We start from the raw sequence: 21,781 nt of genomic DNA, 5'->3' as shown, positions 1-21,781 counted from the left end.
GCCTACCCCTCGCCCATCCGCGGCAGCGGGTTCCACGGATCGGGCGAGGCGCTGGCGGCGAGATGCGCCGCGATCTCCGCCGCCGAGGGCTCGCGGATCGCCACGAAGGGCCGCGTCCAGCGGCTCCAGTGCGGATTGAAGCCGGGATCGAGCAGCACCGCCCCGCCCCAGCGCTCCGCCAGCATCCGCCGCTCGAAGGCCGCGCGCTCCTGCTTGGCGGGGTCGAGATCGTCCAGGCCGCGGCTCTTCGACTCGCAGTGCACCAGCGCGATCTCGGGTGCGTAGAGCACGGCGAGGCCGGCGGCGCGCAGGCGCAGGCAGAAATCCACGTCGTTGAAGGTGACGCCGAGCGCCTGCTCGTCGAAGGGGCCGAGGCGTTCGAACACCTCGCGCCGGCAGGCGAGGAAGGCGCCGGTCACGGCGCCGACGCGCCGCAGGCGCTGCCAGCGCCCACCCGGGCCTTCGGCCTCCATCGGCGCGCCGACGCCCTCGTGCGCGGCCAGGCCCTCGGTGCCGAACACCACGCCGGCGTGCTGCAGCGTGAAATCCTCGTAGACCAGCCGCGCGCCGACGGCGCCGACATCCGGCTCGGCCAGCAGGCGGCGCAGGCGGCGGTCCCAGCCCGCGGTCAGCATCCGCGTGTCGTCGTTGAGGAACAGCAGCAGCTCGCCCCGCGCCTGCCGCGCCGCCAGGTTGTTCAGCCGCGACCAGTTGAAGGGCTCGTCCAGGCGCAGCACGGCGTGCCCCTCGCGCCCGCGCAGCGTCTCCAGGAAGGCGAGGGTCTCCGGCGCGTCGCTGCCATTGTCCACCACCAGCGGCTCGATCGCCTGCGGCGCGGCCGCCTTCCCCAGCAGCGAGGCGAGCGCCTCGCGCAGCAGCGCCGCGCCGTTGCGCGTCGGCACGATGACGCTGATGCGCGCCTCCGCCAGGGCGCTGCCATCCTCCGCCGCGTCCAGCAGCCAGGGCCGGCGCAGCAGCGGGCGCAGCGCCGCCGCGGGCGGCGAGGGGGGCGGCGCCTCCTCCTCCACCGTCTCCCGCTGCACGGAGAGCAGCAGGCGCGGCAGGTGCGCGACCGGCCCCTGCCGCGCCAGCGCCGCCCAGGCGAGCCAGCGCCGCGCCGCGCGCGGCGCCGCCGGGTCCACGGCGTCCAGCGCCGCCGCCAACGCCTCCCGCCGCGCGCAGAGCAGCTCGCCGCAGGGGTTGCGCCGCGGCAGCTCCCACTCGTCGAGCGCGGTGCGGAACACCGGCGCCTCGTGGCGGTCCTGGTCGCGGAACGCCTCCGCCACCGCATCCTCGTCGCAGAAGAAGCCGCGCGCCGCGGGGCAGGCGAGGGCGGCGTGGGCGAACCAGGCGAGCGCCGCCTCCTCCAGCAGCGCGCCGGGGGGCAGCAGCAGCACCAGCGGCTCCGCGCCCTCCGCCGCCGCGCGCCGCTCCGCCGCGCCCATCGCCTCCGCCGCGTCGAGCGGGATGCAGAGGAAGCGGGGGTCGCGCGCCGCCGCGGCCTCCACCAGCGCCCGCCGCTCCGCCCCGCGCACTAGGCAGGCGGCGGTCCAGCGCGGCCAGGACTGGCGGGACAGGCTGTCCAGGGTGCGGCGCAGGCCGCGCGCCGAGACGCCCTCCGCCTCCACCACCACGCGCAGCGCCGGCCCGAGGCCGGGCGGCGGGGCGGGCGGCGGTGCCACGCGGTGCTGGCGGCGGAAGGCGGCGTAGCCCTCCGGCGGGAAGGCGGCGAAGCTTTCGAGCTGGGGCAGCAGCGCCTCCAGCCGGCGGAGGTGCCGGCGCATCTCCGCCATCTCGGCGGCGACGAGCTGCAGCGTGGTGCGCGGCCGCACGAAGACGCTGTCGAGCCGGAAGGGCGCGCCGAGCGGCCGGCCGGTGGCGCGGTCGCGGATCTCGAAGCGGAACGCCTCCGCCTCCGCCTCCGCCTCCATCCGCGCCCGGCCCTGCCAGGGGATGCGGAAGCCGCACTCTCCCGTTCCCTCCTCCGCCGCCTGCGGCCGCGGCCGGTCGGCGCGGCCGGCGCCGACGGGCAGGCCGTTGCAGAGGATCTCCACCTCCAGCGCCTCGCCGGGCCGGCCGCGGTCCAGCGCCCAGCCCACGATCAGCTCGCCGGTGACGTAGTCTATGCCGCCGGTGGCGCCGCGCGTCTCCGCCTCGTGCCAGGCGTCGAGCGCCGCCATCGCGTCGTGCCACAGCACGCCGTGCAGCCCCGCCGCCTCCGCCGCCAGCCCCGGCAGGGAGAGCAGGCGCCGCAGCAGCGCCGCCGCGGGCGGAGCCGCTTCCCCTCCCGCCACCGGCAGGCCGAGCCGGCCGGCCAGCCAGCCCGCCACCGCCCGCCGCTGCGCCGCCGGCAGTGCCGCCTGGGGCGGCCGGTCGCCCTCGGCCAGGCGGGCGAGCACCTGGGCGCGGAACTCCGCCGAGGTGGCCAGCCCCGCCAGCAGCGACCGCAGCGGCGTCCCCTCCTGCGCCCGCCGCGTCGCCGCGCTCTCCGGCATGCGACCGAGAAGGGCGAGATAGGCGAGGCCGACATCGGCGTCGGTGGCGCGCAGCCCGCCCAGCCGGATCTCGCCGGAGGCGAGAGCGGGCAGCGCCGCCACCGCCCCCTCCTGTTCCGCCGGCCAGAGGCGGGCCAGCAGGTCGCGAATGGCGGGCAGGCCGAGGAAGGCGGCGAGCGGCGCCCCCGGCGCCGCGCCGTCCGGGACGGCGAGTCCGAGCCGTGCCGCGAGCCATCCGGCGCACGCCGCCGCCTCCCCGGGCGGAAGGGCGAGGAAGGGGGGCGGGCGGCCCTCGCGGAGGGGCGTCAGCACCTGATCGCGGAAGCGGGGCGCGCCGAGCGCGGCGCGGAGCAGGCGGAGCAGGCTTCCCTCCGCGCGCGGCGCCTCGGCGGGCGGGGCGCCGTGCAGCAGCAGGCCGAGCCGGTGCGCATCCTCCGCCGTGGCCGGCAGGCCGAGGCGATGCAGCAGGCCGCGCCTCGGGTCGCGCCGCAGCGCGGCGAGGCGCGCGCGCAGCCGCTCCGGCAGGGCGGCGAGCGCCGGCTGCACCGGCTCGGCGCCGAGCAGGCCGCGCAGCAGGCCGGCCGCGCCCGGCTCCGGCGGTTCGGGCAGCAGGCCGAGGGCGGCGCCCCAGCGCGCCGCCTCCGCCACCGCCTCCGGCGCCAGCGCGGCATGGGGGGGCAGGCGGTCGGTGGCGAGGCGTTCGAGCACGGCGCGGAACTCGCCGGAGCGGGCCAGGGTGGCGGCGAGATCCCGCGGCGCCCGCGCCAGCCAGGGCGCGATCGCCGCCTCGCCCTCGGGGTCCCGCCCGAGGAACAGCCGGTAGGCGGCGAGGACGTCCGCGGGCGTCGCGCGGGCGGCCTCCACCCCGCGGAGTTCGGGCGGCGGCAGGTCCATCAGGGGCCGCCCCGTCCCGACAGGCCGGGCCCGCTCCCGCCCCGACGGGAGGTATGACACGATGGGACCATGGGAAATGTTCAACCGGAAGTTGGCGTCGCTCCATCCTATCCGGGAGCGGCGTGAGGCGCCATGGCCCGCGGTGGCGTGCCGGGGCTTCGCGGCCTATCCTGCCGCCCCCGCTTTCTTCGGCCCGTGGCACGGGCCCGCTTGCGCGCGGAGAGCCGCTCCGATGCCCGACGCCTCGCCCGATCCCGCCGCCGACATTCCCGAGCCCGGCGAGGTGCGCCGGCTGATGCCGGGCCTCCTCCGCGCGCGCATGCCGCTGCCCTTCCCGCCCGGCCATGTGAACATCTGGCTGCTGGAGCACGAGGGCGGCTGGCTGGCGGTGGACACCGCCATCGCCAGCCGCACGACGCGCGAGCTGTGGGACCGCGTGCTGGCGCAGCCCGCGCTCGGCGGGCGGCCGCTGACGGGGCTGCTGGTCACGCATTTCCATCCCGACCACATCGGCCTCACCGGCTGGCTGTGCGGACGCTTCGGCCTCATCCCGGCGATGACACGGATCGAGTGGCTGATGGCCCGGGCCCTCTGGTACGATTCCGGGCCGGACATGATGGCGCAGCAGATCGCGCACTACGCCCGCGCCGGCTGCCCCGCCGACTACCTGGCCCATGTCGAGGCGCGCGGGCCGCTCTACCAGCGTGCCGTGGGCGAGCTGCCGCGCGCCTTCCACTGCATCCGCGACGGCGGCACGCTGACCATCGGCGGCGAGGAGTGGCGCGTCATGACCGGCAGCGGCCACGCCCCGGACATGGCCTGCCTGCACAGCGCCGCGCGCGGCGTGCTGATCTCGGCCGACCAGATCCTGCCGCGCATCTCTCCCTATGTCGGGCTGCACCCCGGCGAGCCGAACGCCGACCCGCTGGGCGACTTCCTCGCCTCGCTCGAGCGCTTCGCGGCGCTGCCCGAGGACACGCTGGTGCTGCCCTCGCACGGCGAGCCCTTCCGCACCCTGCATCCGCGGCTGGAGACGCTCGCCTCCCACCACGCCATGCGCCTCGACGCGCTGGCCGATGCCTGCCGCGAGCCGGCGACCGCCTTCGAGGCGGCGCAGCTCCTGTTCCCCCGCGCGGCGCAGGAGCCGGGCCAGATCGGCTTCGCCGTCGGCGAGACGCTGGCGCATCTGCGCCGCCTGGAGCGGCAGGGGCGGGTGGAGGCGATCCCCGGAACCGGCGAGGCGGTGCTGTTCCGCGCCCGATGACGCGCGAGGCCGAGGTGCTGGTGCTCGGCGCCGGCGCCGCCGGCATCGCCGCCGCGCGCCGGCTGCGCGCCCTCGGCCGCGACTGCCTGGTGCTGGAGGCGGGAATGCGCGCCGGCGGCCGCGCCTTCACCGACCACAGCCTCGGCGCGCCCTGCGATCTCGGCGCCTCCTGGCTGCACGACGCCGGGGCGAACCCGCTGACGCCGCTGGCCCAGGCGCTCGGCTTCACCCTGCACGATACCGGGCGGCGCCGGCGCGACCTGCTGCTGGCGGCGGGCGGGCGCCCGGCCACGGCGGAGGAACGCGCCGCCTGGGAGGCGGCGGTGGAGGCCTTCGACGCAGCGGCGCTCGCCCGCGCCCGCCGGGGCGGGCCGGACATCCCGCTCTCCGAGGCGGTGCCGAGGGGCGGCCCCTGGGACGACACCGCCGCGCACTGGCTCTCCGCCATGATCAGCGCCGCGGAGGCGGAGCGGATCAGCCTGCAGGACTACGTCGCCACCCTGCTCGACGGCTGGAACCCGCAGGTCGCCGAGGGGGTGGGCACGCTGCTCCTGCGCCTGGCGGAGGGGCTGCCCGTGGTCCTCGGCGCCGCGGTCGGGCGGCTGCGCTGGCGGCGGGGCGGGATCCTGGCCGAGGGGAGCTTCGGCAGCCTGCGGACGCGGGCGGCGATCATCACCGTCTCCACCGGCGTGCTGGCCGCCGGCGCCATCGCCTTCGACCCGCCCCTGCCGGACGGGCTGCAGGACGCGGTTACCGGTCTGCCGCTCGGCCTGCTGAGCAAGGTGGTGCTGCGCGCGGCGGGGGAGGAGAGGCTGGGGCTCGGCCCCTTCGCCCGCCTCGGCCGGCAGGTGGAGGCGCCGGGGGACAGCCCGATGTCCTGGCTGCTCTGGCCCTTCGGCCGGCCCTATGCGGTGGGCTTCCTCGGCGGCGCGCGGGCCTGGGCGCTTTCCCGCGAGGGACCGGCGGCGGCGGAGGCTGAGGCCCGCGCCGAGCTTGCCCGCTACTTCGGCGCCGCCGCCGTCGCACGCATCTTCGCCCCGGGCGCGGTGGTGACGCGCTGGGGCGAGGACCCGCTGTTTCGCGGCGCCTACAGCCACGCCCTGCCGGGCTGCGCCGGGGCGCGCGCCGTGCTGGCGGAGGCGGCCTTGCTCGGCGGGCGGCTGCGCTTCGCCGGGGAGGCCTGCCATCCCCGCTACGCCGGGACGGTCGGCGGCGCCTGGCAGAGCGGGGAGCGCGCGGCGCGGGCCGTGCACGCGGCGCTCGGCTGAGGCGCCGTCGCGCCAGTTCCAGCACTTCGCGATCCGCTTTAGGCTAGTTTCACAAATCGGGAGGACGCCTATGCAGGAGCTGGCGCGGCGGTTGAACGCAATCTGTGAGGCGCAGCCCTTCACCACGACCTGGTACGTGAAGGACCTCACCACCGGCGAGGAGGCGCACCGCGACGGGCATCTGATCGTGCCCTCGGCCAGCACGCGCAAGACCTCGATCCTGGTTTACGCGCTCTCGCAGGCGCATGCCGGGAAGCTCGACCTCGCCGAGCCCTGCACGGTGGAGGCGCGGCTGCAGAAGGACGTGACCTCCGGCACCTACCAGTACATGACGCCCGGGGTGGTGCTGCCGCTGCGCGACGCGCTGGTGAACATGATCATCACCAGCGACAACGTCTGCACCCAGCTCGTGCTCGAGCGTCTGGACCGCGAGGCGCTGAACGCCTGGTGCCGCCGCATCGGCATGGCGAACACCACGCACCGCGCCAGCATCCCGCCCGCCGGCCTGCCCTGGGACCACAAGATGGACCGCACGGCGACCACCACCGCGGCCGACCAGGGCCTGCTGCTCGACCGCCTGCTGCGCGGCGCCGAGGACGCGGAGGCGGCGGCCGCCCTCGGCTGCTCGCCGGAGCTGTGCCGGCTCGCCCTCGACATCCTCTCCTGGCAGCGGCTGCGCACCCTGATCCCGAGCCTGCTGCCCGCCGACACCAGGGTGGCGCACAAGACGGGGCGGGACGCGCGCGGGCGCAGCGACGCCGGCATCGTCTACCGCGACGGCAGGCCGCTCTTCATCCTCGCCGCCTATGCCGACCGGGTGCCGGACACCATGCCGGACGGGCTGCCCGGCTTCGCCGCCGCCTACGCCACGGTGGGGCGGCTCGCCCGCGCCTGCTGGGACATGATCGGGCGGTAAGGGGAGGATGGCGCCGCCGCGCCCACCTTGCGCCCGTGGCCGCGCGGGCCAACCTGCAGGCGGCGCAGCCGCGCCATCGCCTTGCGGCAAGCCGCCTGCCGGGCGGGATCGGCGGCCCGCCTCCGCCGTTTCCCGGGCCGGCGGATTGCCCTAACCCTGGCTGCCCCGGCCCGCGCCGCACGACGTTTCGAGGTGCCCCTGATGCGCTCACCAACCCTGGCCCTGGCCACGCTGCTCGCCGCAGCCCCGCTCGGCGCGGCACTGGCCCAGACCGCGCCGCAGAGCGGCGGCGTCAACCCGCAGCCCCAGGCCACCCAGCCCGCGCCGATGCGCGACGCGCCGGCCTCCTTCGCGCCGCTGGTGCGCACCCTGCTGCCGGCGGTGGTGAACATCTCCACCACCCAGACGCTGGTCGCCCGGCGCGACCGGCCGGACGCGCCGGACATCCCCCAGGCCCCGCCGGGCAGCCCCTTCGAGGAGTTCTTCCGCGAGTTCTTCCGCGGCCGCCCCGGCACGCCCGGCCTGCCGGAGGGGCTGCCGCGCCCGCGCCGCGCCCAGTCGCTCGGCTCGGGCTTCATCGTGGACGCGAGCCAGGGCATCGTCGTCACCAACAACCACGTCATAGACGGCGCGGACGAGATCAACGTGGTGCTGCACGACAACACCTCGCTCCGCGCCGAGCTGCTCGGCACCGATCCGCGCACCGACCTCGCGGTGCTCCGGATCCGTTCCGAGCGGCCGCTGACCGAGGTGCGCTGGGGCAACTCCGACGAGGTGGAGGTGGGCGACTGGGTGCTGGCGATCGGCAACCCCTTCGGCCTCGGCGGGTCGGTGACGGCCGGCATCATCTCCGCCCGCGGCCGCGACATCCGCCAGGGTCTCTACGACGACTTCATCCAGACCGACGCCGCCATCAACCGCGGCAATTCCGGCGGGCCGCTGCTCGACATGCAGGGGCGGGTGATCGGCATCAACACCGCGATCTACTCGCCGACCGGCGGCTCGATCGGCATCGGCTTCGCCATCCCGGCCAACCTCGCGCGCAACGTGGTGACGCAGCTCGTCGCCGAGGGGCGGGTGCGCCGCGGCTGGCTCGGCGTGAACATCCAGCAGGTGACGGACGAGATCGCCGAATCCCTAGGCCTGCAGAACGGGCGCGGCGCCCTCGTCGCCCGCGCGCAGGAGGGCGGCCCGGCCGAGCAGGCCGGCATCCGCAGCGGCGACGTGATCCTGCGCTTCGGCGAGCAGGAGGTGCGCGAGATGCGCATGCTGCCGCGCATCGTCGCGGAGACGCCGGTCGGCAGCCAGGTCCCCGTCGTGGTCTGGCGCGACGGGCGGGAGGAGCGCCTCACCGTCACGATCGGCGAGCTGCCGGCGGAGCAGCAGCAGGCCGCCGCCACCCCCGGCCCGGCGCAGCGGCCGACCGAGCTCGCCGGCCTCGGCCTCCGCGTCTCCGGCATCACGCCGGAGCTGCGCGAGCGCTTCGGCCTGCGCGCCGAGCAGCGCGGCGTCGTCATCACCGAGGTGCTGCCCGATTCGCCCGCCGCCGAGCGCGACCTGCGGCCCGGGGACGTGATCGTGGAGGTGCAGCAGGAGCGCGTGACCACCCCGCAGCAGCTCCAGACGCGGCTCGAGCAGCTCCGCCGCCAGAACCGCCCGAGCGCGCTGCTCCTGGTGGAGAGCCAGCAGGGCCAGCGCTTCGTGCCGCTGCGCCTGCGCGGGGGCGAGCGCGGCAGCCCGGGCTGACGGGCGCGCGAAGGGAGCTTGCGCGCCGCATCGCGGAGGGCCGGAAAGGCCCTCCGCGATCCGCCCTGCGGCGTGATCCGCCGTGACGGATCGCGCTTCCGCCCCTTGTTGGGCGGCTGAGTCGCCGCTCCGGCGCGCCGCCTTCCAGGGATCAGGCGCTAACCGCCGACCGGCCGGAAATCGTAGGGTCCAACCCCCTGCAGCAGGGCGAAGCGGCAGCGCCCGCCCCCCTTGCCGCTGACGCGGTGGGCGCGCCGCGGCGGCACGGCGTGCATCTGGCCGGGCTGCAGTTCCACCGCCTCCTGCGGCGCGCGCATCTCGATCACCATCGGGCCTTCCATGCACCAGAAGGTGTCGGTCACCTCGCTGTGCCAGTGCCAGGGCACTTCCTGGCCGGCGGCGAGGGTGAGGATCTGCATGCGCAGGCCCGGCGCCTCCGCGACCAGTTCGCGCTTCTCCACGGGGTAGCTGCCGCCTGCGGCCATGGGTCCGCTCCCGTTCCGTCCCGCCCGAGGCAAGGGGCGCGCCGCATTGCAGGACGGCGGCGGGCGCCGGTCAACGGTCTCGTGCGGCGGCCGGGCGGCAGGCCCCGGCCGCCGCCCGGCATCAGTTCTTCGCCTTGTCCACCAGGGCGTTCTGCTTGATCCAGGGCATCATGGCGCGCAGCTTCTCGCCCACCTGCTCGATCGGGTGCTCCGCCATGCGCCGGCGCATGGCCTTGAAATTGGCCTGGTTGACCCTGTTCTCCAGCATCCAGTCGCGGGCGAAGCGGCCGGACTGGATGTTCTCCAGCGCCTCCTTCATCGCCTTCCTGGTCTCGGCGGTGATGATCTTCGGGCCGGTGACGTACTCGCCATACTCGGCGGTGTTGCTGATCGAGTAGTTCATGTTGGCGATGCCGCCCTCGTAGATCAGGTCCACGATCAGCTTCACCTCGTGCAGGCACTCGAAATACGCCATCTCGGGGGCGTAGCCGGCCTCCACCAGCGTGTCGTAGCCGGCCTTGATCAGCTCGACCAGGCCGCCGCAGAGCACGGTCTGCTCGCCGAACAGGTCGGTCTCGCACTCTTCCTTGAAGGTGGTCTCGATGATGCCGGCGCGACCGCCGCCGATGGCGGAGGCGTAGGACAGCGCGATCTCCAGCGCGTTGCCGGAGGGGTTCTGCGCCACCGCCACCAGGCAGGGAACGCCGCCGCCGCGCTGGTACTCGGAGCGGACGGTGTGGCCGGGCCCCTTCGGCGCGATCATGAACACGTCGAGGTCAGGGCGCGGCTCGATCAGGTTGAAGTGGACGTTGAGGCCGTGCGCGAAGGCAAGCGCCGCCCCCTCCTTCATGTTCGGGCCGAGATGGTCGCGGTAGAGGTCGCCCTGGCCCTCGTCCGGGGTCAGCACCATGACCACATCGGCCCACTTCGCCGCCTCGGCGGGCGAGAGCACCTTGAAGCCCGCGGCCTCGGCCTTCTTCGCGGAGCCGCCCGGGCGGAGGCCGATGGCGACCTCGGCGACGCCGGAATCGCGCAGGTTCATCGCGTGCGCGTGCCCCTGGCTGCCGAAGCCGATGACGGCGACCTTCTTCGCCTTGATCAGGTTCACGTCCGCGTCGCGGTCGTAGTACACGCGCATGGCAGCGCCTCTCCTCTCAGCAGGAAGGGGATGTATGGTCCGGTTCAGGTCCGCAGCCCGTGCGGCCCGCGGGCGATGGCGGCGACGCCGGTGCGCACCACTTCCCTGAGCCCGAGCGGCCGCATCAGCGCCGCGAAGGCGTCGAGCTTGTCCCCCGCGCCGGTGATCTCGAACACGAAGCTCTCCGTCGTCGCGTCCACCACCCGCGCGCGGAACGCGTCGGCGAGGCGCAGCGCCTCCAGCCGCTGCTCGCCGCGGCCGACCACCTTTATCAGCATCAGCTCGCGCGAGAGGTGCGGGCCCTCCAGCGTCAGGTCGCTCACCTGGTGTACCGGCACCAGCCGGTCGAGCTGCGCCTTGATCTGCTCGATCACCATGTCGGTCCCGGAGGTGACGATGGTGATGCGCGAGAGGCGCCGCGCCTCGTCCACCGGCGCCACGGTCAGGCTCTCGATGTTGTAGCCGCGGCCGGAGAACAGGCCGACGACGCGCGCGAGGATCCCCGCCTCGTTCTCGACGAGGACGGCGATGGTCGCGGCGCGCTGGGTGGTGTCGGTCGGGTCGGGCATGGGGAATCGCCGGGCAGGGGGAAGGGGCGGCGCCGGGCGGGTGCGGCCCGGCGCGCGGGTGGCGGCGCGCCGGGGCGCGCTAGACGAGGACCTTGCCCTCGTCGGTGACGCCGGCGACCGACCCCTCCTGCCCCACGCCGAGGATCATCTCGTTGTGCGCGGCGCCGGAGGGGATCATCGGGAAGCAATTCTCCTTCTGGTCCACCACGATGTCGGCGATCACGGGGCGGTCCACCGCGATCATCTCGCGGATCACGCGGTCGAGGTCGTCCGCCGTCTCGGCGCGCAGGCCGACGCCATGGAAGCTCTCGGCCAGCTTCACGAAGTCGGGCAGGGCGGCGGAGTAGCTCTCGGAATAGCGGCCGCCGTGCAGCAGCTCCTGCCACTGCCGCACCATGCCCATGTACTCGTTGTTGAGGATGAACACCTTCACCGGCAGGCGGTACTGCGCCAGCGTGCTCATCTCCTGGATGTTCATCAGGATCGAGGCCTCGCCGGCGATGTCGATCACCAGCGCCTCCGGATGGGCGATCTGCACGCCCATCGCCGCCGGCAGTCCGTAGCCCATGGTGCCGAGCCCGCCCGAGGTCATCCAGCGGTTCGGCCTCTCGAAGCCGAAATACTGCGCCGCCCACATCTGGTGCTGGCCGACCTCGGTGGTGATGAAGGTGTCGCGCCCGGTCTCGCGGGTGATCTCGAACAGCCGCCTGACCGCGTGCTGCGGCTTGATGATCTTCCCCACCTGCTCGTAGCGCAGGCACTGGCGGGCGCGCCACTCGTCTATCTGGCGCCACCAGGCGGCGAGCGCCGCCCTGTCCTGCGGCGCCTCGTCCTGGCGCCAGCACTCCAGCAGCGCGGCGAGCACGCGGCCGGCGTCGCCGACGATGGCGACGTCCACCTTGACGTTCTTGTTGATCGAGGAGGGGTCTATGTCGGCGTGGATCTTGCGCGATCCCGGCGAGAAGGCGTTGAGCCGCCCGGTCACCCGGTCGTCGAAGCGGGCGCCGACGGCCAGCATGACGTCGCAGCCATGCATCGCGAGGTTCGCCTCGTAGGTGCCGTGCATGCCGAGCATGCCGAGGAAGTGCGGGTCGGAGGCCGGGAAGGCGCCGAGGCCCATCAGCGTGTTGGTGCAGGGCATCCCGGTCAGGCGCACGAACTCGGTCAGCAGGCGCGAGGCTTCCGGCCCCGAGTTGATCACCCCGCCGCCGGTGTAGATCACCGGCCGCTTCGCCCGCTTCAGCAGCCGCACCGCCTCGCGGATCGCCTGCGGATCGGGCTCGGTCTGCGGGCGGTAGGAGCGGTGCGGCGCGCTCGGCGCCTCGGCATAGGGCCCCTTGCCGATCAGGATGTCCTTCGGCAGGTCGATCACCACCGGGCCGGGGCGGCCGGACTTCGCCACGTAGAAGGCCTCGTGCACCGTCTCGGCGAGGCGGTTGATGTCCTTGACCAGGTAGTTGTGCTTGGTCGCGGGGCGGGTGATGCCGGTGGTGTCGGCCTCCTGGAAGGCGTCGTTGCCGATCAGGTGGGTCGGCACCTGGCCGGTGAGACAGATCACCGGGATGGAATCCATCAGCGCGTCCACGAGGCCGGTCACGGCGTTGGTGGCGCCGGGGCCGGAGGTGACCAGCACCACCCCCACCCTTCCCGTGCTGCGGGCGTAGCCCTCGGCGGCGTGCACCGCGGCCTGCTCGTGCCGCACCAGGATGTGGCGGATGGCGTTCTGCTGGAACAGCGCGTCGTAGAGCGGCAATACCGCCCCGCCGGGATAGCCGAAGATGACCTCGACGCCGTTGTCCTTCAGCGCCTGCAGGACGATCTCCGCCCCCGTCATGGTGCGGGTGCCGGCGGTCTGTGGCGGTGCGGACATGGCAGGTTCCTCGGGCGATGCGCCGCCGCGCGGGGCTTTTCCTCCCGCGGCGGCGAGGGCGCAGCGTTACCCCCCCTGCTGCACCGCGTCAACGCCGCCCTGAAGAAATGCAAAGATTTCCGCCCATCTCGCATCATTAAATTGCGTCTCCCCCGCGATCCGCGCATGGATGATATGCGTCAGGCCCGGCTCGGCCAGGACGTGGTGGCGGAACCAGGTCGCCTGCCGCTTGGTGTAGCGGCCGGTGTTCAGGATCGCCCGCCGCCGCGCCTCCCCGAGCGTCATCCGGCCGGCGAGGTGGGCGGCGAGTTCCGGCACGCCATGGGCGCGCATCGCCGGCAGGGCGGGGTCGAGCCCGAGCGCCAGCAGCGCCCGCACCTCCTCGACCGCGCCGGCGGCCAGCATGGCGTCGAAGCGGGCGGCGATGGCGGCGCGCAGCGCCTCCCGCGGCGGGTCGAGCAGGATGGCGGCGAAGCGCCAGGGGGCGGGGCCGGTGCGCGCCCCCTCCCGCTGCCAGGCGGCGAGGCCGCGCCCGGTGCCGCGCCAGACCTCGAAGGCGCGGGCGAGGCGCTGGCCGTCGGTCGGGCGCAGCATCGCCGCCGTCTCTGGGTCCGCCGCCGCCAGCCGGGCGTGCAGCGCCGGCGCGCCGAGCGCCGCCAGCAGCGCCCGCGCCTCCGCCCTCGCCGCCGGCGGCACCGGGGGAATGGCGGAGAGCCCCTCGGTGAGGGAGAGGAAGTAGAGGCCCGTCCCGCCGGCCAGGATCGGCAGCCGCCCCGCCGCCCGCGCCGCCGCCATCTCGGCCAGCGCCGCCTCCCGCCACCAGGCGACGCTCCCCGCCTCGGCCGCCGGGCGCACGCCGTAGAGGCGGTGCGGCACCGCCGCCTCCTCCTCCGGCGTCGGCCGCGCGGTCAGCACCCGCAGCTCGCGGTAGATCTGCATGGAATCCGCGTTGATGATGGTGCCCCCGAGGCGTCGGGCGAGGGCGAGGGCCAATGCGGACTTCCCGCTCGCGGTCGGACCGGCGAGGAGCAGCGCCCGCGGGGGCGCCGATTGCGTCATCGCGCCACCGCGGGCATGGTCCGCCCCCCATGTCGCACGTGCTCACCCTGGTCGCGCCTCCGGGCGGCCTCACCCCGGCGCAGCTCGGCGAGGTCCGTGCCGCGCTGCAGGATCTCGGCGCCAGCGCCGGCACCCCCGACTGGCTGGCGCCCGGGGAGGCGGCCGACCTGCCCTTCGCCGGCCTCTCCCCGGACCAGGCCGACGCCGCCGCGCGCGCCGCGCTGGCCGGCGCGCCGGTGGACGCCATCGCCCAGGAGGCGGAGGGGCGGCGCAAGCGCCTGCTGCTCGCCGACATGGACAGCACCATCGTCACCGGCGAGACGCTGGACGAGCTCGCCGCCTATGCCGGGCTGAAGGAGCGCATCGCCGAGATCACCCGCCGCGCCATGAACGGGGAGCTGGACTTCAGGGCGGCGCTGGTCGAGCGCGTCAGCATGCTGGCGGGCCTGCCGGTCTCGGCGCTGGAGCGGACCTGGGAGGCGACGGCGCTCACCCCCGGCGCGGTCGAGCTGGTGCGCACCATGCGCCGGGCGGGGGCGCATTGCGCCCTGATCTCGGGCGGGTTCAGCTTCTTCACCGAGCGGGTGGCGGAGCGCGCGGGCTTCCATGCGCACTACTCCAACACCCTGGTCGTGGAGGAGGGCAAGCTCACCGGCCGCGTCGGCCAGCCGATCCTCGACCGCGACGCCAAGCTCGCCACGCTGAAGCGCCTGGCGGCGGAGCATGGCCTGCCGCTCTCCGCCGCGCTGGCGGTGGGGGACGGCGCCAACGACCTCGACATGATCCGGGCGGCCGGCCTCGGCGTCGCCTTCCGCGCCAAGCCGGTGGTCGCCGCCGCGGCGCGGGCGCGGGTGGACCACGCCGACCTGCGCGCGCTGCTCTTCGCCCAGGGGTTCCGGGCGGAGGAGATCGTCGCCGGCTGATCCCGGTGCCGCGCGCGGCGCCGGCGGGCCACCCTGTGCCGCCGCGCACAGCGCCGCGAGGCCGGCCGCGCGAGACTGTGCGCGAGGGGCAGGCAAGCTCCTCCATCGCACAAAGGACACAATCCCATGTCTCGCACCCTTGGGGCCCTGCTCGCCCTTTCGGCCCTGCTCGGAACGGCCTACGCTCCCCTCGCGCACGGGCACGACTGGCAGCCCTACATGCCCGAGGACGTGAACAGCGTGTTCGCGAACGGCGGAAACAGGAACGTGGTCGGGGGCGGCGGCGTCGCCACCATCACGGGCAGCGGTGTCGACCACCAGCTCACCTACGCCGGGCCGCTGCAGACCCAGCCTCCCATCTTCGCCGAGTACACCGGCTCCGAGGAGGACCGGACCATCACCTACACCCTCCCCGAGGAACGGTCCCGCACGCTGGCCGCCCTCGCGGCCCGGCGCGGCCCGGCGCGGCGGTGAGCGCCGCCCGGCGCGGCGCCGCGGGCGGGCAGGGGCGCCGCGGCGCGCCCTGCCCCGCCGGGGCGGGCTTCCCTCTCCCGCCCGATGGCCGTTTCCGCCCGCCGGCGGCGACGGCCCGGCCCTCGCCTTCCCCGCGGAAGGGAGGCACGCTCCTGGCCGATCCCCGCCGCCCGTGCTCCGCCCCGGCGCGGCCCCTTCCGGAACCGAGGCCATGTCAACCATCGCCCCCGACCGGCTCGCGGCGCTGCCCTTCTTCGAGGGCGCCGAGCCGGGGCTGCTCGCGCGCTTCGAGCGGCAGGCCGCCTGGCGCAGCTACGGGCCGGGCGACGTGGTGGTGGATTTCGACGATCCCTCGACCGAGGTGCACCTGATCGCCAGCGGCGCGGTGCGCGTGCTGGTGCGCAGCCCCGCGGGGCGCGAGCTGATCCTGAACGACCTCGTCGCCGGCGACCTGATCGGGGAACTCGCCGCGATCGACGGCGCGCCGCGCAGCGCCAACGTCACCGCCCTCGTCCGCTCCCGCCTCTGCGCCCTGCCGGCGGCGGCCTTCCTCGAGATCCTCTGCGCCTCCCCGCCGGTCTGCCTGCGCCTGCTGCGGCGCCTGGCGGCGAAGCTGCGGCTGCAGACCGCGCGCGCCCTGGAGCGGGAGACGCTGAGCGTGCGCCTGCGCCTCTGCGCCGAGCTGCTGCGCCTCTCCCGCGGGCGCGCCGCCGGCCAGGGCGAGGGCGAGCGGGTGGTCAGCCCGCCGCCGCCGCAGCACGAGATCGCGGCGCGCATCGGCGCGCGGCGCGAGGCCGTCTCGCGCGAGATGGCGGAGCTCGAGCGGCAGGGGCTGCTGGCCCGGACCGCCGGCGCCATCCTGATCCCCCGCCCGGCGGCCCTGCGGGCGCTGGTCGAGGCGGGGCTGCGCGATGATCCCGAGGCGTGATCCCCCTGCCGCCGCCCCGTCGTGGGCGCGCGGCGCGCCGGAGGCCAGTGCTCCCTCATTTGTGATCCGTCCCCGCCCCGCACGTCCTGCGCGCCGGCCGGGTTTGCGCGATCCTCTGCGCCGCGGGAGGGGGAACCATGCACCGCGTGTTCTCCGCCGCGCCATGATCGCCCTGCAGCGCCGGCTGGTCGCCGTGCTCGCCGCGGATGTGGCGGGCTACGCGCGGCTGATGGAGGAGCGGGAGGAGGAGACGCACGGCCGCCTGATGCGGCTGATGCGCGGCGTGGTGGAGCCCGCCATCGCCGACCACCGGGGCCGCCTCGTCAAGAGCACCGGCGACGGCTTCCTCGCCGCCTTCGACGACGCGGCCGACGCCGCCGACTGCGCACTGGCGATCCAGCGGGGCTTCGCCGAGGCCGCCGCGGCCGAGCCGGAGGCGCCGTCGCTGCTGTTCCGCATGGGCCTCAACATCGCCGAGGCGATCATCGAGGCGCACGACATCTTCGGCGACGGCGTGAACCTGGCGGCGCGGCTGCAGGGAAACGCCGAGCCCGGCGGGCTGGTGGTGTCCGAGGCGGCGGCGCGGGCGCTGGAGGGGCACGAGGGCATTGAACTCGCCGATCTCGGCGAGCTGACGCTGAAGCACATGCGCCGCCCGGCGCGCGCCTTCGCGCTCCGCCCGCGCGGCAGCCGCCCCGCCCCGCCCGCACCGGCGCTGCCGCCCCTGCCGGACGACCGGCCCTCGATCGCCGTGCTGCCCTTCCGCACCCATCCGCCGGACAGCGAGGGCGACTACTTCGCCGAAGGGATGATCGAGGGGATCATCCACATCCTCTCCGGCATCGAGGCGCTGTTCGTGCTCTCCCGCGCCTCCACCCTCTCCTACGCCGGCACCTCGCCCGATCCGCGCGCCGTCGGACGCGCGCTCGGCGTGCGCTACGTGCTCTCGGGCAGCGTGCACCGCGCCGGGCTGCGCCTGCGCATCGCGACCGAGCTCAGCGACGCCGCCACCGGCGGCGTGATCCGCGCCGACCGCCACGACGGGCTGGCGAGCGAGCTGTTCGACATCCAGGACCGCATGGCGGCGCAGGTGGTGGCCTCGATCGCGCCCGCCGTGCGCGGGCGCGAGCTGGCGCGGGCGATGCGCAAGCACCCGGACAGCATGACCGCCTATGACTGGCTGCTGCGCGCCCTCGACCTGCTCTACCGCACCGAGCGGGAGAGCTTCGACCAGGCGCGCGGCCTGCTGCAGCAGGCGGTCGCGGCCAGCCCGGGCTGGTCGGTGCCCCATTCCTACGCGGCCCACTGGCACCTCATCCGCGCCGCGCAGGGCTGGTCGCCGGAGCTGCGGCGCGACTTCGCCGAGGCGGCCCAGCTCGCCGCCCGGGCCACGGAGTGCGACGCGCAGGACGCCCGGGCGCTCGCCATCCTCGGCCACGTCCTCTCCTTCGCGCAGCGCCGGCACGAGGAGGCGCGCGAGGCGCTCGACCGCGCCGTGGCGCTCGCCCCGAGCCTCGACACCGCCTGGATGCTCAGCAGCCTGACCCGCGGCTACCTCGGCGACACCGAGGCGGCGCTGCGGCACGCGGAGCGGGCGCTGCAGCTTTCGCCGGCCGGGCACCTGCTGTTCTTCGCCGAGCAGGTGCTCTCCCAGGCGCATTACCTGCGGGGGGACATGCGGCAGGCGATCCTGTGGGGGCGCCGCTCCCTGGTGCGCCGGCCGACCCACGCGCCGACGCTGCGCAGCCTCGCCGCCGCCCTCGCCGCCGAGGGGATGGCGGAAGAGGCGCGGGAGATGGGGGCGCGCCTGCTGGCGGTGGACCCGGCCTTCACCCTTGCCCGCTACGCGGCGCGGACGCCGCTCGGCGGAGCCGCTCTCGACGCCTTCCTCGCCCATCTGCGCGCCGCCGGCCTGCCCGATTGATCGGCGGGGGGCGCGGCCGAACAAGCAAGAAGGAGAAGCGTCCATGTCCGGCAACAGCGGCAACAGCGGCAATGCAGGGAACACGGGAACCGCCGGCCTGCTCGGGCCGGGCGGCGGCATCGCCTCCCCGGACCGGGTGGAGCTGCCCTTCATCGCCGAGCGCACGCCCGACCGCGACCGGCGCGACGTGCGCGGCCTGCTGATCCCGCGCGATAGGTGGCGGGATCAGCACTGGTCCCCCGAATGGCGCGCCTGGATCGCCCTCTCGAAGATCCCGCCCGCGACCCTTGCCGCGCTGCAGGCGATCACCGTGGCGGACTGGCGGGCGCGCGACGAGGCGGCCGAGCTCGCCGACCTCGCCATCCTCGCCGAGGACGAGCGCGCCGACGCGCTGGACGAGATCGTGGCCCAGGACCGGCAGTACGCCAACTTCATGGCCGAGTTCGTGATCCTCCTCGGCATCTCGCCGGGCTCCCATCCGCGGATGGTGACGCTGCTGCACCTCGCGGCGCTGCTCGGCGTGCTCGTCGTCATGCGCCTCAAGGAGCGGCCGGCGGAGGGCGTGCCGCCGCGGCCGCGCCCCTCGCATCGGATGCCGGCGCTGAAGCCGCCCGTGGAGGTGCCCGGCCACGCCTCCTACCCGAGCGGCCATGCGACGCAGGCGACGCTGATGGCGCTGATCGCCGCAGAGGCGCTGCCGGCGGCGGAGCGGGAGGCGTGGCGGCCGCTGCTGCTGACCCTCGCCTACCGCATCGCCCGCAACCGCGAGATCGCCGGCCTGCACTATGCGAGCGACTCGGAGGCCGGCCGCGAGGCCGCGGGCAGGATCTTCGGCGCGCTGCGGGAGATGCCCGGCTTCGAGGCGATGCTGGAGGAGGCCCGCAGGGAGTGGAGTCGCTCCGATGGCACGCTGTGACGCGCTGGCCTTCGAGGAATGGCCGCGGAGCCTGCCGCCGCTCCGCGACGCGCACGCGGCCTGGATGGCCTGGGTACGCGAGAGCGTGCGGCCGGCGCGCCCCGGGCCGCCGCCTTGCGGGGACGACGCACCGCTGCTCTCCCGCCACTGGCGGGAGATGCTGGACGGCGCCGAATACGTGCCGCCCGATCTCGTCCCGGACGAGCCGCCGCTGTTCCGGCGGACGCTGGTGCACGCCTTCTGCGCCATCCCCCATGCCACGCCGCTGCTGCCTCCGCCGCGGCATGAGGGCGACAATTGGTGCGGGGCGGTGCTGCGGGCCCGGCGCGGGCTGCGCTTCACCGAGGTGGCGGGGCGCTGGCGGGTGCCGCGCTGCGCCGCGCCGCCGCCCGCCGGGGACGGGGAGGGGCCGCCGCCGCAGGGCTCGGCATGGATCGGCTTCGACGGCGCGAGCCTCGCCAGCCGCTCGCTGCCGCAGATCGGCATCACCTTCGCGCCGGCGCGGAACGGAGGGGCGCCGGCCGCCTCGGCCTGGTTCCAGTGGTGGGTGCGCGACCGCTGGTCGCCGCCAGTCCGCCTCGCCGGCCTCGCCGTGGCGCCGGGGCAGAGGGTGATGGGCAGCCTCCTCGTCCTCTCGCCGACGAGGGTGCGCGGCATCCTGCGCAACCTCGACACCGGGAGGATCACCGGGGTGGAGGCGGAGGCGCCCGATCTCGGCGGCGCGCTCGGCCTGTGCCGCGGCGACGGCCTTCGCGTCGCCGCCGCCACGGCGGCGTGGATCGTCGAGCGGCCGGCCGATCCGCGGGCGCGCGACCCCGACCGGCAGCTCCACCCGCTGCCGCTCTTCCCGCCCGTCCTGTTCGAGGGCTGCGCCGCGCGTGCCGCCGCCGGGCCCGGCGAGGCGGGAGAGGAGGTGCCGCTCCGCCAGGCGCGGCTGCTGCGCATGACCGACCGGCGGGATGCGCCGCGACGGAGCGTGGTGATCGCCACGGCGCGGATGCGGGGGCTGCCGCCCGGGGCGCTGCTGGTGGAGCGCCGCCGGCGCTAGAGCGGATCGCGGGCGGCTGCCCCTGGCTGTCGGGGGGCGCCCTAGAGGCGGCGAGCCAGCCGGCGCGCCAGCAGATAGCCGATGCCGCCCGAGACCGGGGCGGCCGGCAGCACCAGCAGCCAGCCGATATGCGCCCCCTGCACGGCGAGGCCGAGCCCCACGCCGAGCATCAGCCCGCCCACCAGGCTGCCCAGCACACCGGCGGTGAGGCCGAGGACCAGGATTTCTTCGCGGGTCACCATGACGGGGCGGGCATAGGCGGTGGCCTGCCGCCCTGGCAAGCGCCCGCTGCGGTTTGACACCGTGCCGCCCGCCCTCCTATAGGGCCGCCTTCCTTCCGGGAACGTGGACGGGCCGTTGGCCCGCGCCCGCCCGGGCCCCCCGGGCCCGGGACTACCGGGACAACACCAGAGCGAAAGAGGACCGCCCCGCGGGGCGGCATGCCGCGCATGACCAAGCGCCTCGAAAGCAAGTACAAGATCAACCGTCGCCTTGGCGTGAACCTCTGGGGCCGCGCCAAGAGCCCGATCAACAAGCGCGACACCATCCCCGGCCAGCACGGCGCGCGCCGCAAGGGCAAGCCGACCGATTTCGGCGTGCAGCTCATGGCCAAGCAGAAGCTGAAGGGCTACTACGGCAACATCGGGGAGAAGCAGTTCCGCCGCTACTACCAGGAGGCGGTCCGGCGCAAGGGCGACACCTCGGAGAACCTGATCGAGCTGCTGGAGCGGCGGCTGGACAGCGTGGTCTATCGCATGAAGTTCGCCATCACCCCCTTCGCGGCGCGCCAGTTCGTGAACCACGGCCATGTGCTGGTGAATGGCCGGCGGGTGAACATCCCCTCCTACCTCGTGAAGGACGGCGACCAGATCGAGGTGAAGGAGAAGTCCAAGCAGCTTGCCCAGGTGCTGGACGCGGCGCAGAGCGGGGAGCGCGACGTGCCGGAGTACATGGAGGTGGACCACCGCGCGATGCGCGGCCGCTTCCTGCGCGCGCCCAAGCTCGGGGACGTGCCCTACCCGGTGCAGATGGAGCCGAACCTCGTCATCGAGTTCTACTCGCGCTGAGGCCGTCCGGGGGGCTTCCGCCCCCCGCGGGGCCTTGAGGGCGGGAAGGCGCGCGGCTATCTTGGAACCGAATGCGGGTGTAGTTCAGAGGTAGAACGTCAGCTTCCCAAGCTGAATGTCGTGGGTTCGATTCCCATCACCCGCTCCAGATGCCCGGCCTCCTACCGCCGATCCACCACGGCGGGTTCCGTTGTCGCTTTCCGGGCGCCGGTTCCGGCCCTCCCGGTCCGCCCCACAGCGTGATCCGTTCTGACGGATCACGCTTCTGCCCTGCTCGAGCGGCTGATTCCCCGCTCCGGCGATCCCGCCTTCGCGCATCAGACGCTAGGCCGGACCCTCCTTTGCCGGGTTGACGGGCTTGTCCTCCTTCAGCGCCCGCTTGCGGCGGCGAAGCTGCTTCGCCACCCGCTCCAGCGCCTGGTTGAAGGCCAGATAGGCGTCGCCGTTCTCCGCCTCCCCCTCGAAATGCAGGCCTCGGCCGGCATGGATGCGGATGCTGCAGCCGAAGCCGCCCTTGCCGGAGCGGGAGAAGGTCACCGCGACACCCTCGGCCCCGCCGAAATACTTGGCGGCGACATCGCGGATCTCCCGTATCGCGTGGTCCCGCAGCCTCTCCCCGACATCCACCTGATGGCCCGACACCGTGATCGGGGGGGCCGGATCATCCTCCGCGTCCCGCTGCGGCTCCATGCTGCGCACCTCTCCGAAAGACGGTCCTGGAAGGCGGCCCAGGGACGGGCCGCGCCGCCGGCCGCCTGCCACGGCGGCCTCGGCATCCCTCCGGCAACGGGGCGCCC

19 protein-coding genes and 1 tRNA gene are annotated in these 21,781 nt (G+C 75.1%); 12 read left to right on the top strand and 8 right to left on the bottom strand.

The annotated features are described in order from the left end of the window. Positions 1–2 precede the first annotated feature (2 nt). Positions 3–3,389, bottom strand: a complete 3,387-nt coding sequence (locus ET526_RS22305) for a glycosyltransferase family 2 protein (protein WP_135465971.1) — start codon at positions 3,387–3,389, stop codon at positions 3–5. A 232-nt stretch (positions 3,390–3,621) separates the two neighbouring features. Between ET526_RS22305 and ET526_RS02005 the strand changes: the two genes are divergently transcribed. The 4 genes from ET526_RS02005 (at position 3,622) to ET526_RS01990 (ending at position 8,583) form a co-directional block, all read left to right on the top strand. Continuing rightward, entirely contained in the window at positions 3,622–4,653 is a 1,032-nt protein-coding gene (locus ET526_RS02005) for an MBL fold metallo-hydrolase (RefSeq protein WP_135465970.1), read from the top strand. After that, complete coding sequence (locus ET526_RS02000) at positions 4,650–5,921, top strand: flavin monoamine oxidase family protein (protein ID WP_135465969.1); 1,272 nt, start codon at positions 4,650–4,652, stop codon at positions 5,919–5,921. Before ET526_RS02005 ends, ET526_RS02000 begins: the two co-directional genes overlap by 4 nt. Before the next feature lie 91 nt (positions 5,922–6,012). Next, positions 6,013–6,837 carry a serine hydrolase gene (locus ET526_RS01995; RefSeq protein ID WP_204623445.1) on the top strand — a complete coding sequence of 275 codons (825 nt, stop codon included), beginning with the start codon at positions 6,013–6,015 and terminating at the stop codon, positions 6,835–6,837. A 201-nt stretch (positions 6,838–7,038) separates the two neighbouring features. Continuing rightward, positions 7,039–8,583 carry a DegQ family serine endoprotease gene (locus ET526_RS01990; RefSeq protein ID WP_135465967.1) on the top strand — a complete coding sequence of 515 codons (1,545 nt, stop codon included), beginning with the start codon at positions 7,039–7,041 and terminating at the stop codon, positions 8,581–8,583. 158 nt (positions 8,584–8,741) lie between these two features. Here the strand turns inward: ET526_RS01990 and ET526_RS01985 are convergent, their stop codons facing one another. From ET526_RS01985 to miaA, 5 genes are all read right to left on the bottom strand, one after another. After that, on the bottom strand, positions 8,742–9,068 hold the full coding sequence (locus tag ET526_RS01985) for a cupin domain-containing protein (RefSeq protein ID WP_135465966.1): 327 nt from the start codon (positions 9,066–9,068) through the stop codon (positions 8,742–8,744). 121 nt (positions 9,069–9,189) lie between these two features. Further along, a complete protein-coding gene (ilvC, locus tag ET526_RS01980; RefSeq protein ID WP_135465965.1) occupies positions 9,190–10,206 on the bottom strand; it encodes a ketol-acid reductoisomerase in 1,017 nt (338 codons plus the stop codon). Between the two features lie 44 nt (positions 10,207–10,250). Then, positions 10,251–10,775 carry an acetolactate synthase small subunit gene (ilvN, locus tag ET526_RS01975; protein WP_135465964.1) on the bottom strand — a complete coding sequence of 175 codons (525 nt, stop codon included), beginning with the start codon at positions 10,773–10,775 and terminating at the stop codon, positions 10,251–10,253. A 79-nt stretch (positions 10,776–10,854) separates the two neighbouring features. Beyond that, entirely contained in the window at positions 10,855–12,645 is a 1,791-nt protein-coding gene (locus ET526_RS01970; RefSeq protein ID WP_192898640.1) for an acetolactate synthase 3 large subunit, read from the bottom strand. A gap of 66 nt (positions 12,646–12,711) precedes the next feature. Then, positions 12,712–13,704 carry a tRNA (adenosine(37)-N6)-dimethylallyltransferase MiaA gene (gene miaA / locus ET526_RS01965; protein ID WP_135465963.1) on the bottom strand — a complete coding sequence of 331 codons (993 nt, stop codon included), beginning with the start codon at positions 13,702–13,704 and terminating at the stop codon, positions 12,712–12,714. A 29-nt stretch (positions 13,705–13,733) separates the two neighbouring features. Between miaA and serB the strand changes: the two genes are divergently transcribed. The 6 genes from serB (at position 13,734) to ET526_RS01935 (ending at position 19,917) form a co-directional block, all read left to right on the top strand. Then, positions 13,734–14,627 carry a phosphoserine phosphatase SerB gene (gene serB, locus ET526_RS01960; protein ID WP_135465962.1) on the top strand — a complete coding sequence of 298 codons (894 nt, stop codon included), beginning with the start codon at positions 13,734–13,736 and terminating at the stop codon, positions 14,625–14,627. Between the two features lie 126 nt (positions 14,628–14,753). Continuing rightward, positions 14,754–15,101, top strand: a complete 348-nt coding sequence (locus tag ET526_RS01955) for a hypothetical protein (protein ID WP_135465961.1) — start codon at positions 14,754–14,756, stop codon at positions 15,099–15,101. 211 nt (positions 15,102–15,312) lie between these two features. Beyond that, positions 15,313–16,029 carry a Crp/Fnr family transcriptional regulator gene (locus ET526_RS01950; protein WP_135465960.1) on the top strand — a complete coding sequence of 239 codons (717 nt, stop codon included), beginning with the start codon at positions 15,313–15,315 and terminating at the stop codon, positions 16,027–16,029. Positions 16,030–16,192: 163 nt separating this feature from the next. Continuing rightward, a complete protein-coding gene (locus ET526_RS01945; RefSeq protein ID WP_158295461.1) occupies positions 16,193–17,953 on the top strand; it encodes an adenylate/guanylate cyclase domain-containing protein in 1,761 nt (586 codons plus the stop codon). A 43-nt stretch (positions 17,954–17,996) separates the two neighbouring features. Further along, a complete protein-coding gene (locus ET526_RS01940) occupies positions 17,997–18,869 on the top strand; it encodes a phosphatase PAP2 family protein (RefSeq protein ID WP_135465958.1) in 873 nt (290 codons plus the stop codon). Next, a complete protein-coding gene (locus tag ET526_RS01935) occupies positions 18,856–19,917 on the top strand; it encodes a G1 family glutamic endopeptidase (RefSeq protein ID WP_158295460.1) in 1,062 nt (353 codons plus the stop codon). Before ET526_RS01940 ends, ET526_RS01935 begins: the two co-directional genes overlap by 14 nt. Before the next feature lie 41 nt (positions 19,918–19,958). Here ET526_RS01935 and ET526_RS01930 read toward each other — a convergent pair whose 3' ends face one another. Continuing rightward, positions 19,959–20,219 carry a hypothetical protein gene (locus tag ET526_RS01930; RefSeq protein ID WP_240048206.1) on the bottom strand — a complete coding sequence of 87 codons (261 nt, stop codon included), beginning with the start codon at positions 20,217–20,219 and terminating at the stop codon, positions 19,959–19,961. A gap of 147 nt (positions 20,220–20,366) precedes the next feature. Here ET526_RS01930 and rpsD point away from each other — a divergent pair, with 147 nt between their 5' ends. Then, the gene (gene rpsD, locus ET526_RS01925; protein ID WP_135465956.1) at positions 20,367–20,984 is read left to right on the top strand and encodes a 30S ribosomal protein S4; all 618 of its coding nucleotides are present in this window, start codon (positions 20,367–20,369) and stop codon (positions 20,982–20,984) included. Between the two features lie 73 nt (positions 20,985–21,057). Then, positions 21,058–21,132 (top strand) — tRNA-Gly (locus tag ET526_RS01920). Between the two features lie 176 nt (positions 21,133–21,308). Here ET526_RS01920 and ET526_RS01915 read toward each other — a convergent pair. Next, complete coding sequence (locus tag ET526_RS01915) at positions 21,309–21,674, bottom strand: HPF/RaiA family ribosome-associated protein (RefSeq protein ID WP_158295459.1); 366 nt, start codon at positions 21,672–21,674, stop codon at positions 21,309–21,311. Positions 21,675–21,781: the final 107 nt, after the last annotated feature.

The sequence above is a fragment of the Crenalkalicoccus roseus genome (assembly GCF_004761865.1).
Lineage (GTDB): Bacteria > Pseudomonadota > Alphaproteobacteria > Acetobacterales > Acetobacteraceae > Crenalkalicoccus > Crenalkalicoccus roseus.
Note: the sequence above shows the minus strand (reverse complement) of the source record. Positions and strands in the feature narration are given on the sequence as shown.

Coding starts and splice junctions, on each gene's coding strand:
- ET526_RS22305 (WP_135465971.1), bottom strand. CDS start 3,389: ATGGACCTGCCGCCGCCCGAACTCCGCGGGGTGGAGGCCGCCCGCGCG.
- ET526_RS02005 (WP_135465970.1), top strand. CDS start 3,622: ATGCCCGACGCCTCGCCCGATCCCGCCGCCGACATTCCCGAGCCCGGC.
- ET526_RS02000 (WP_135465969.1), top strand. CDS start 4,650: ATGACGCGCGAGGCCGAGGTGCTGGTGCTCGGCGCCGGCGCCGCCGGC.
- ET526_RS01990 (WP_135465967.1), top strand. CDS start 7,039: ATGCGCTCACCAACCCTGGCCCTGGCCACGCTGCTCGCCGCAGCCCCG.
- ET526_RS01985 (WP_135465966.1), bottom strand. CDS start 9,068: ATGGCCGCAGGCGGCAGCTACCCCGTGGAGAAGCGCGAACTGGTCGCG.
- ilvC (WP_135465965.1), bottom strand. CDS start 10,206: ATGCGCGTGTACTACGACCGCGACGCGGACGTGAACCTGATCAAGGCG.
- ilvN (WP_135465964.1), bottom strand. CDS start 10,775: ATGCCCGACCCGACCGACACCACCCAGCGCGCCGCGACCATCGCCGTC.
- ET526_RS01970 (WP_192898640.1), bottom strand. CDS start 12,645: ATGTCCGCACCGCCACAGACCGCCGGCACCCGCACCATGACGGGGGCG.
- miaA (WP_135465963.1), bottom strand. CDS start 13,704: ATGACGCAATCGGCGCCCCCGCGGGCGCTGCTCCTCGCCGGTCCGACC.
- serB (WP_135465962.1), top strand. CDS start 13,734: ATGTCGCACGTGCTCACCCTGGTCGCGCCTCCGGGCGGCCTCACCCCG.
- ET526_RS01955 (WP_135465961.1), top strand. CDS start 14,754: ATGTCTCGCACCCTTGGGGCCCTGCTCGCCCTTTCGGCCCTGCTCGGA.
- ET526_RS01950 (WP_135465960.1), top strand. CDS start 15,313: ATGTCAACCATCGCCCCCGACCGGCTCGCGGCGCTGCCCTTCTTCGAG.
- ET526_RS01945 (WP_158295461.1), top strand. CDS start 16,193: ATGATCGCCCTGCAGCGCCGGCTGGTCGCCGTGCTCGCCGCGGATGTG.
- ET526_RS01940 (WP_135465958.1), top strand. CDS start 17,997: ATGTCCGGCAACAGCGGCAACAGCGGCAATGCAGGGAACACGGGAACC.
- ET526_RS01935 (WP_158295460.1), top strand. CDS start 18,856: ATGGCACGCTGTGACGCGCTGGCCTTCGAGGAATGGCCGCGGAGCCTG.
- rpsD (WP_135465956.1), top strand. CDS start 20,367: ATGACCAAGCGCCTCGAAAGCAAGTACAAGATCAACCGTCGCCTTGGC.
- ET526_RS01915 (WP_158295459.1), bottom strand. CDS start 21,674: ATGGAGCCGCAGCGGGACGCGGAGGATGATCCGGCCCCCCCGATCACG.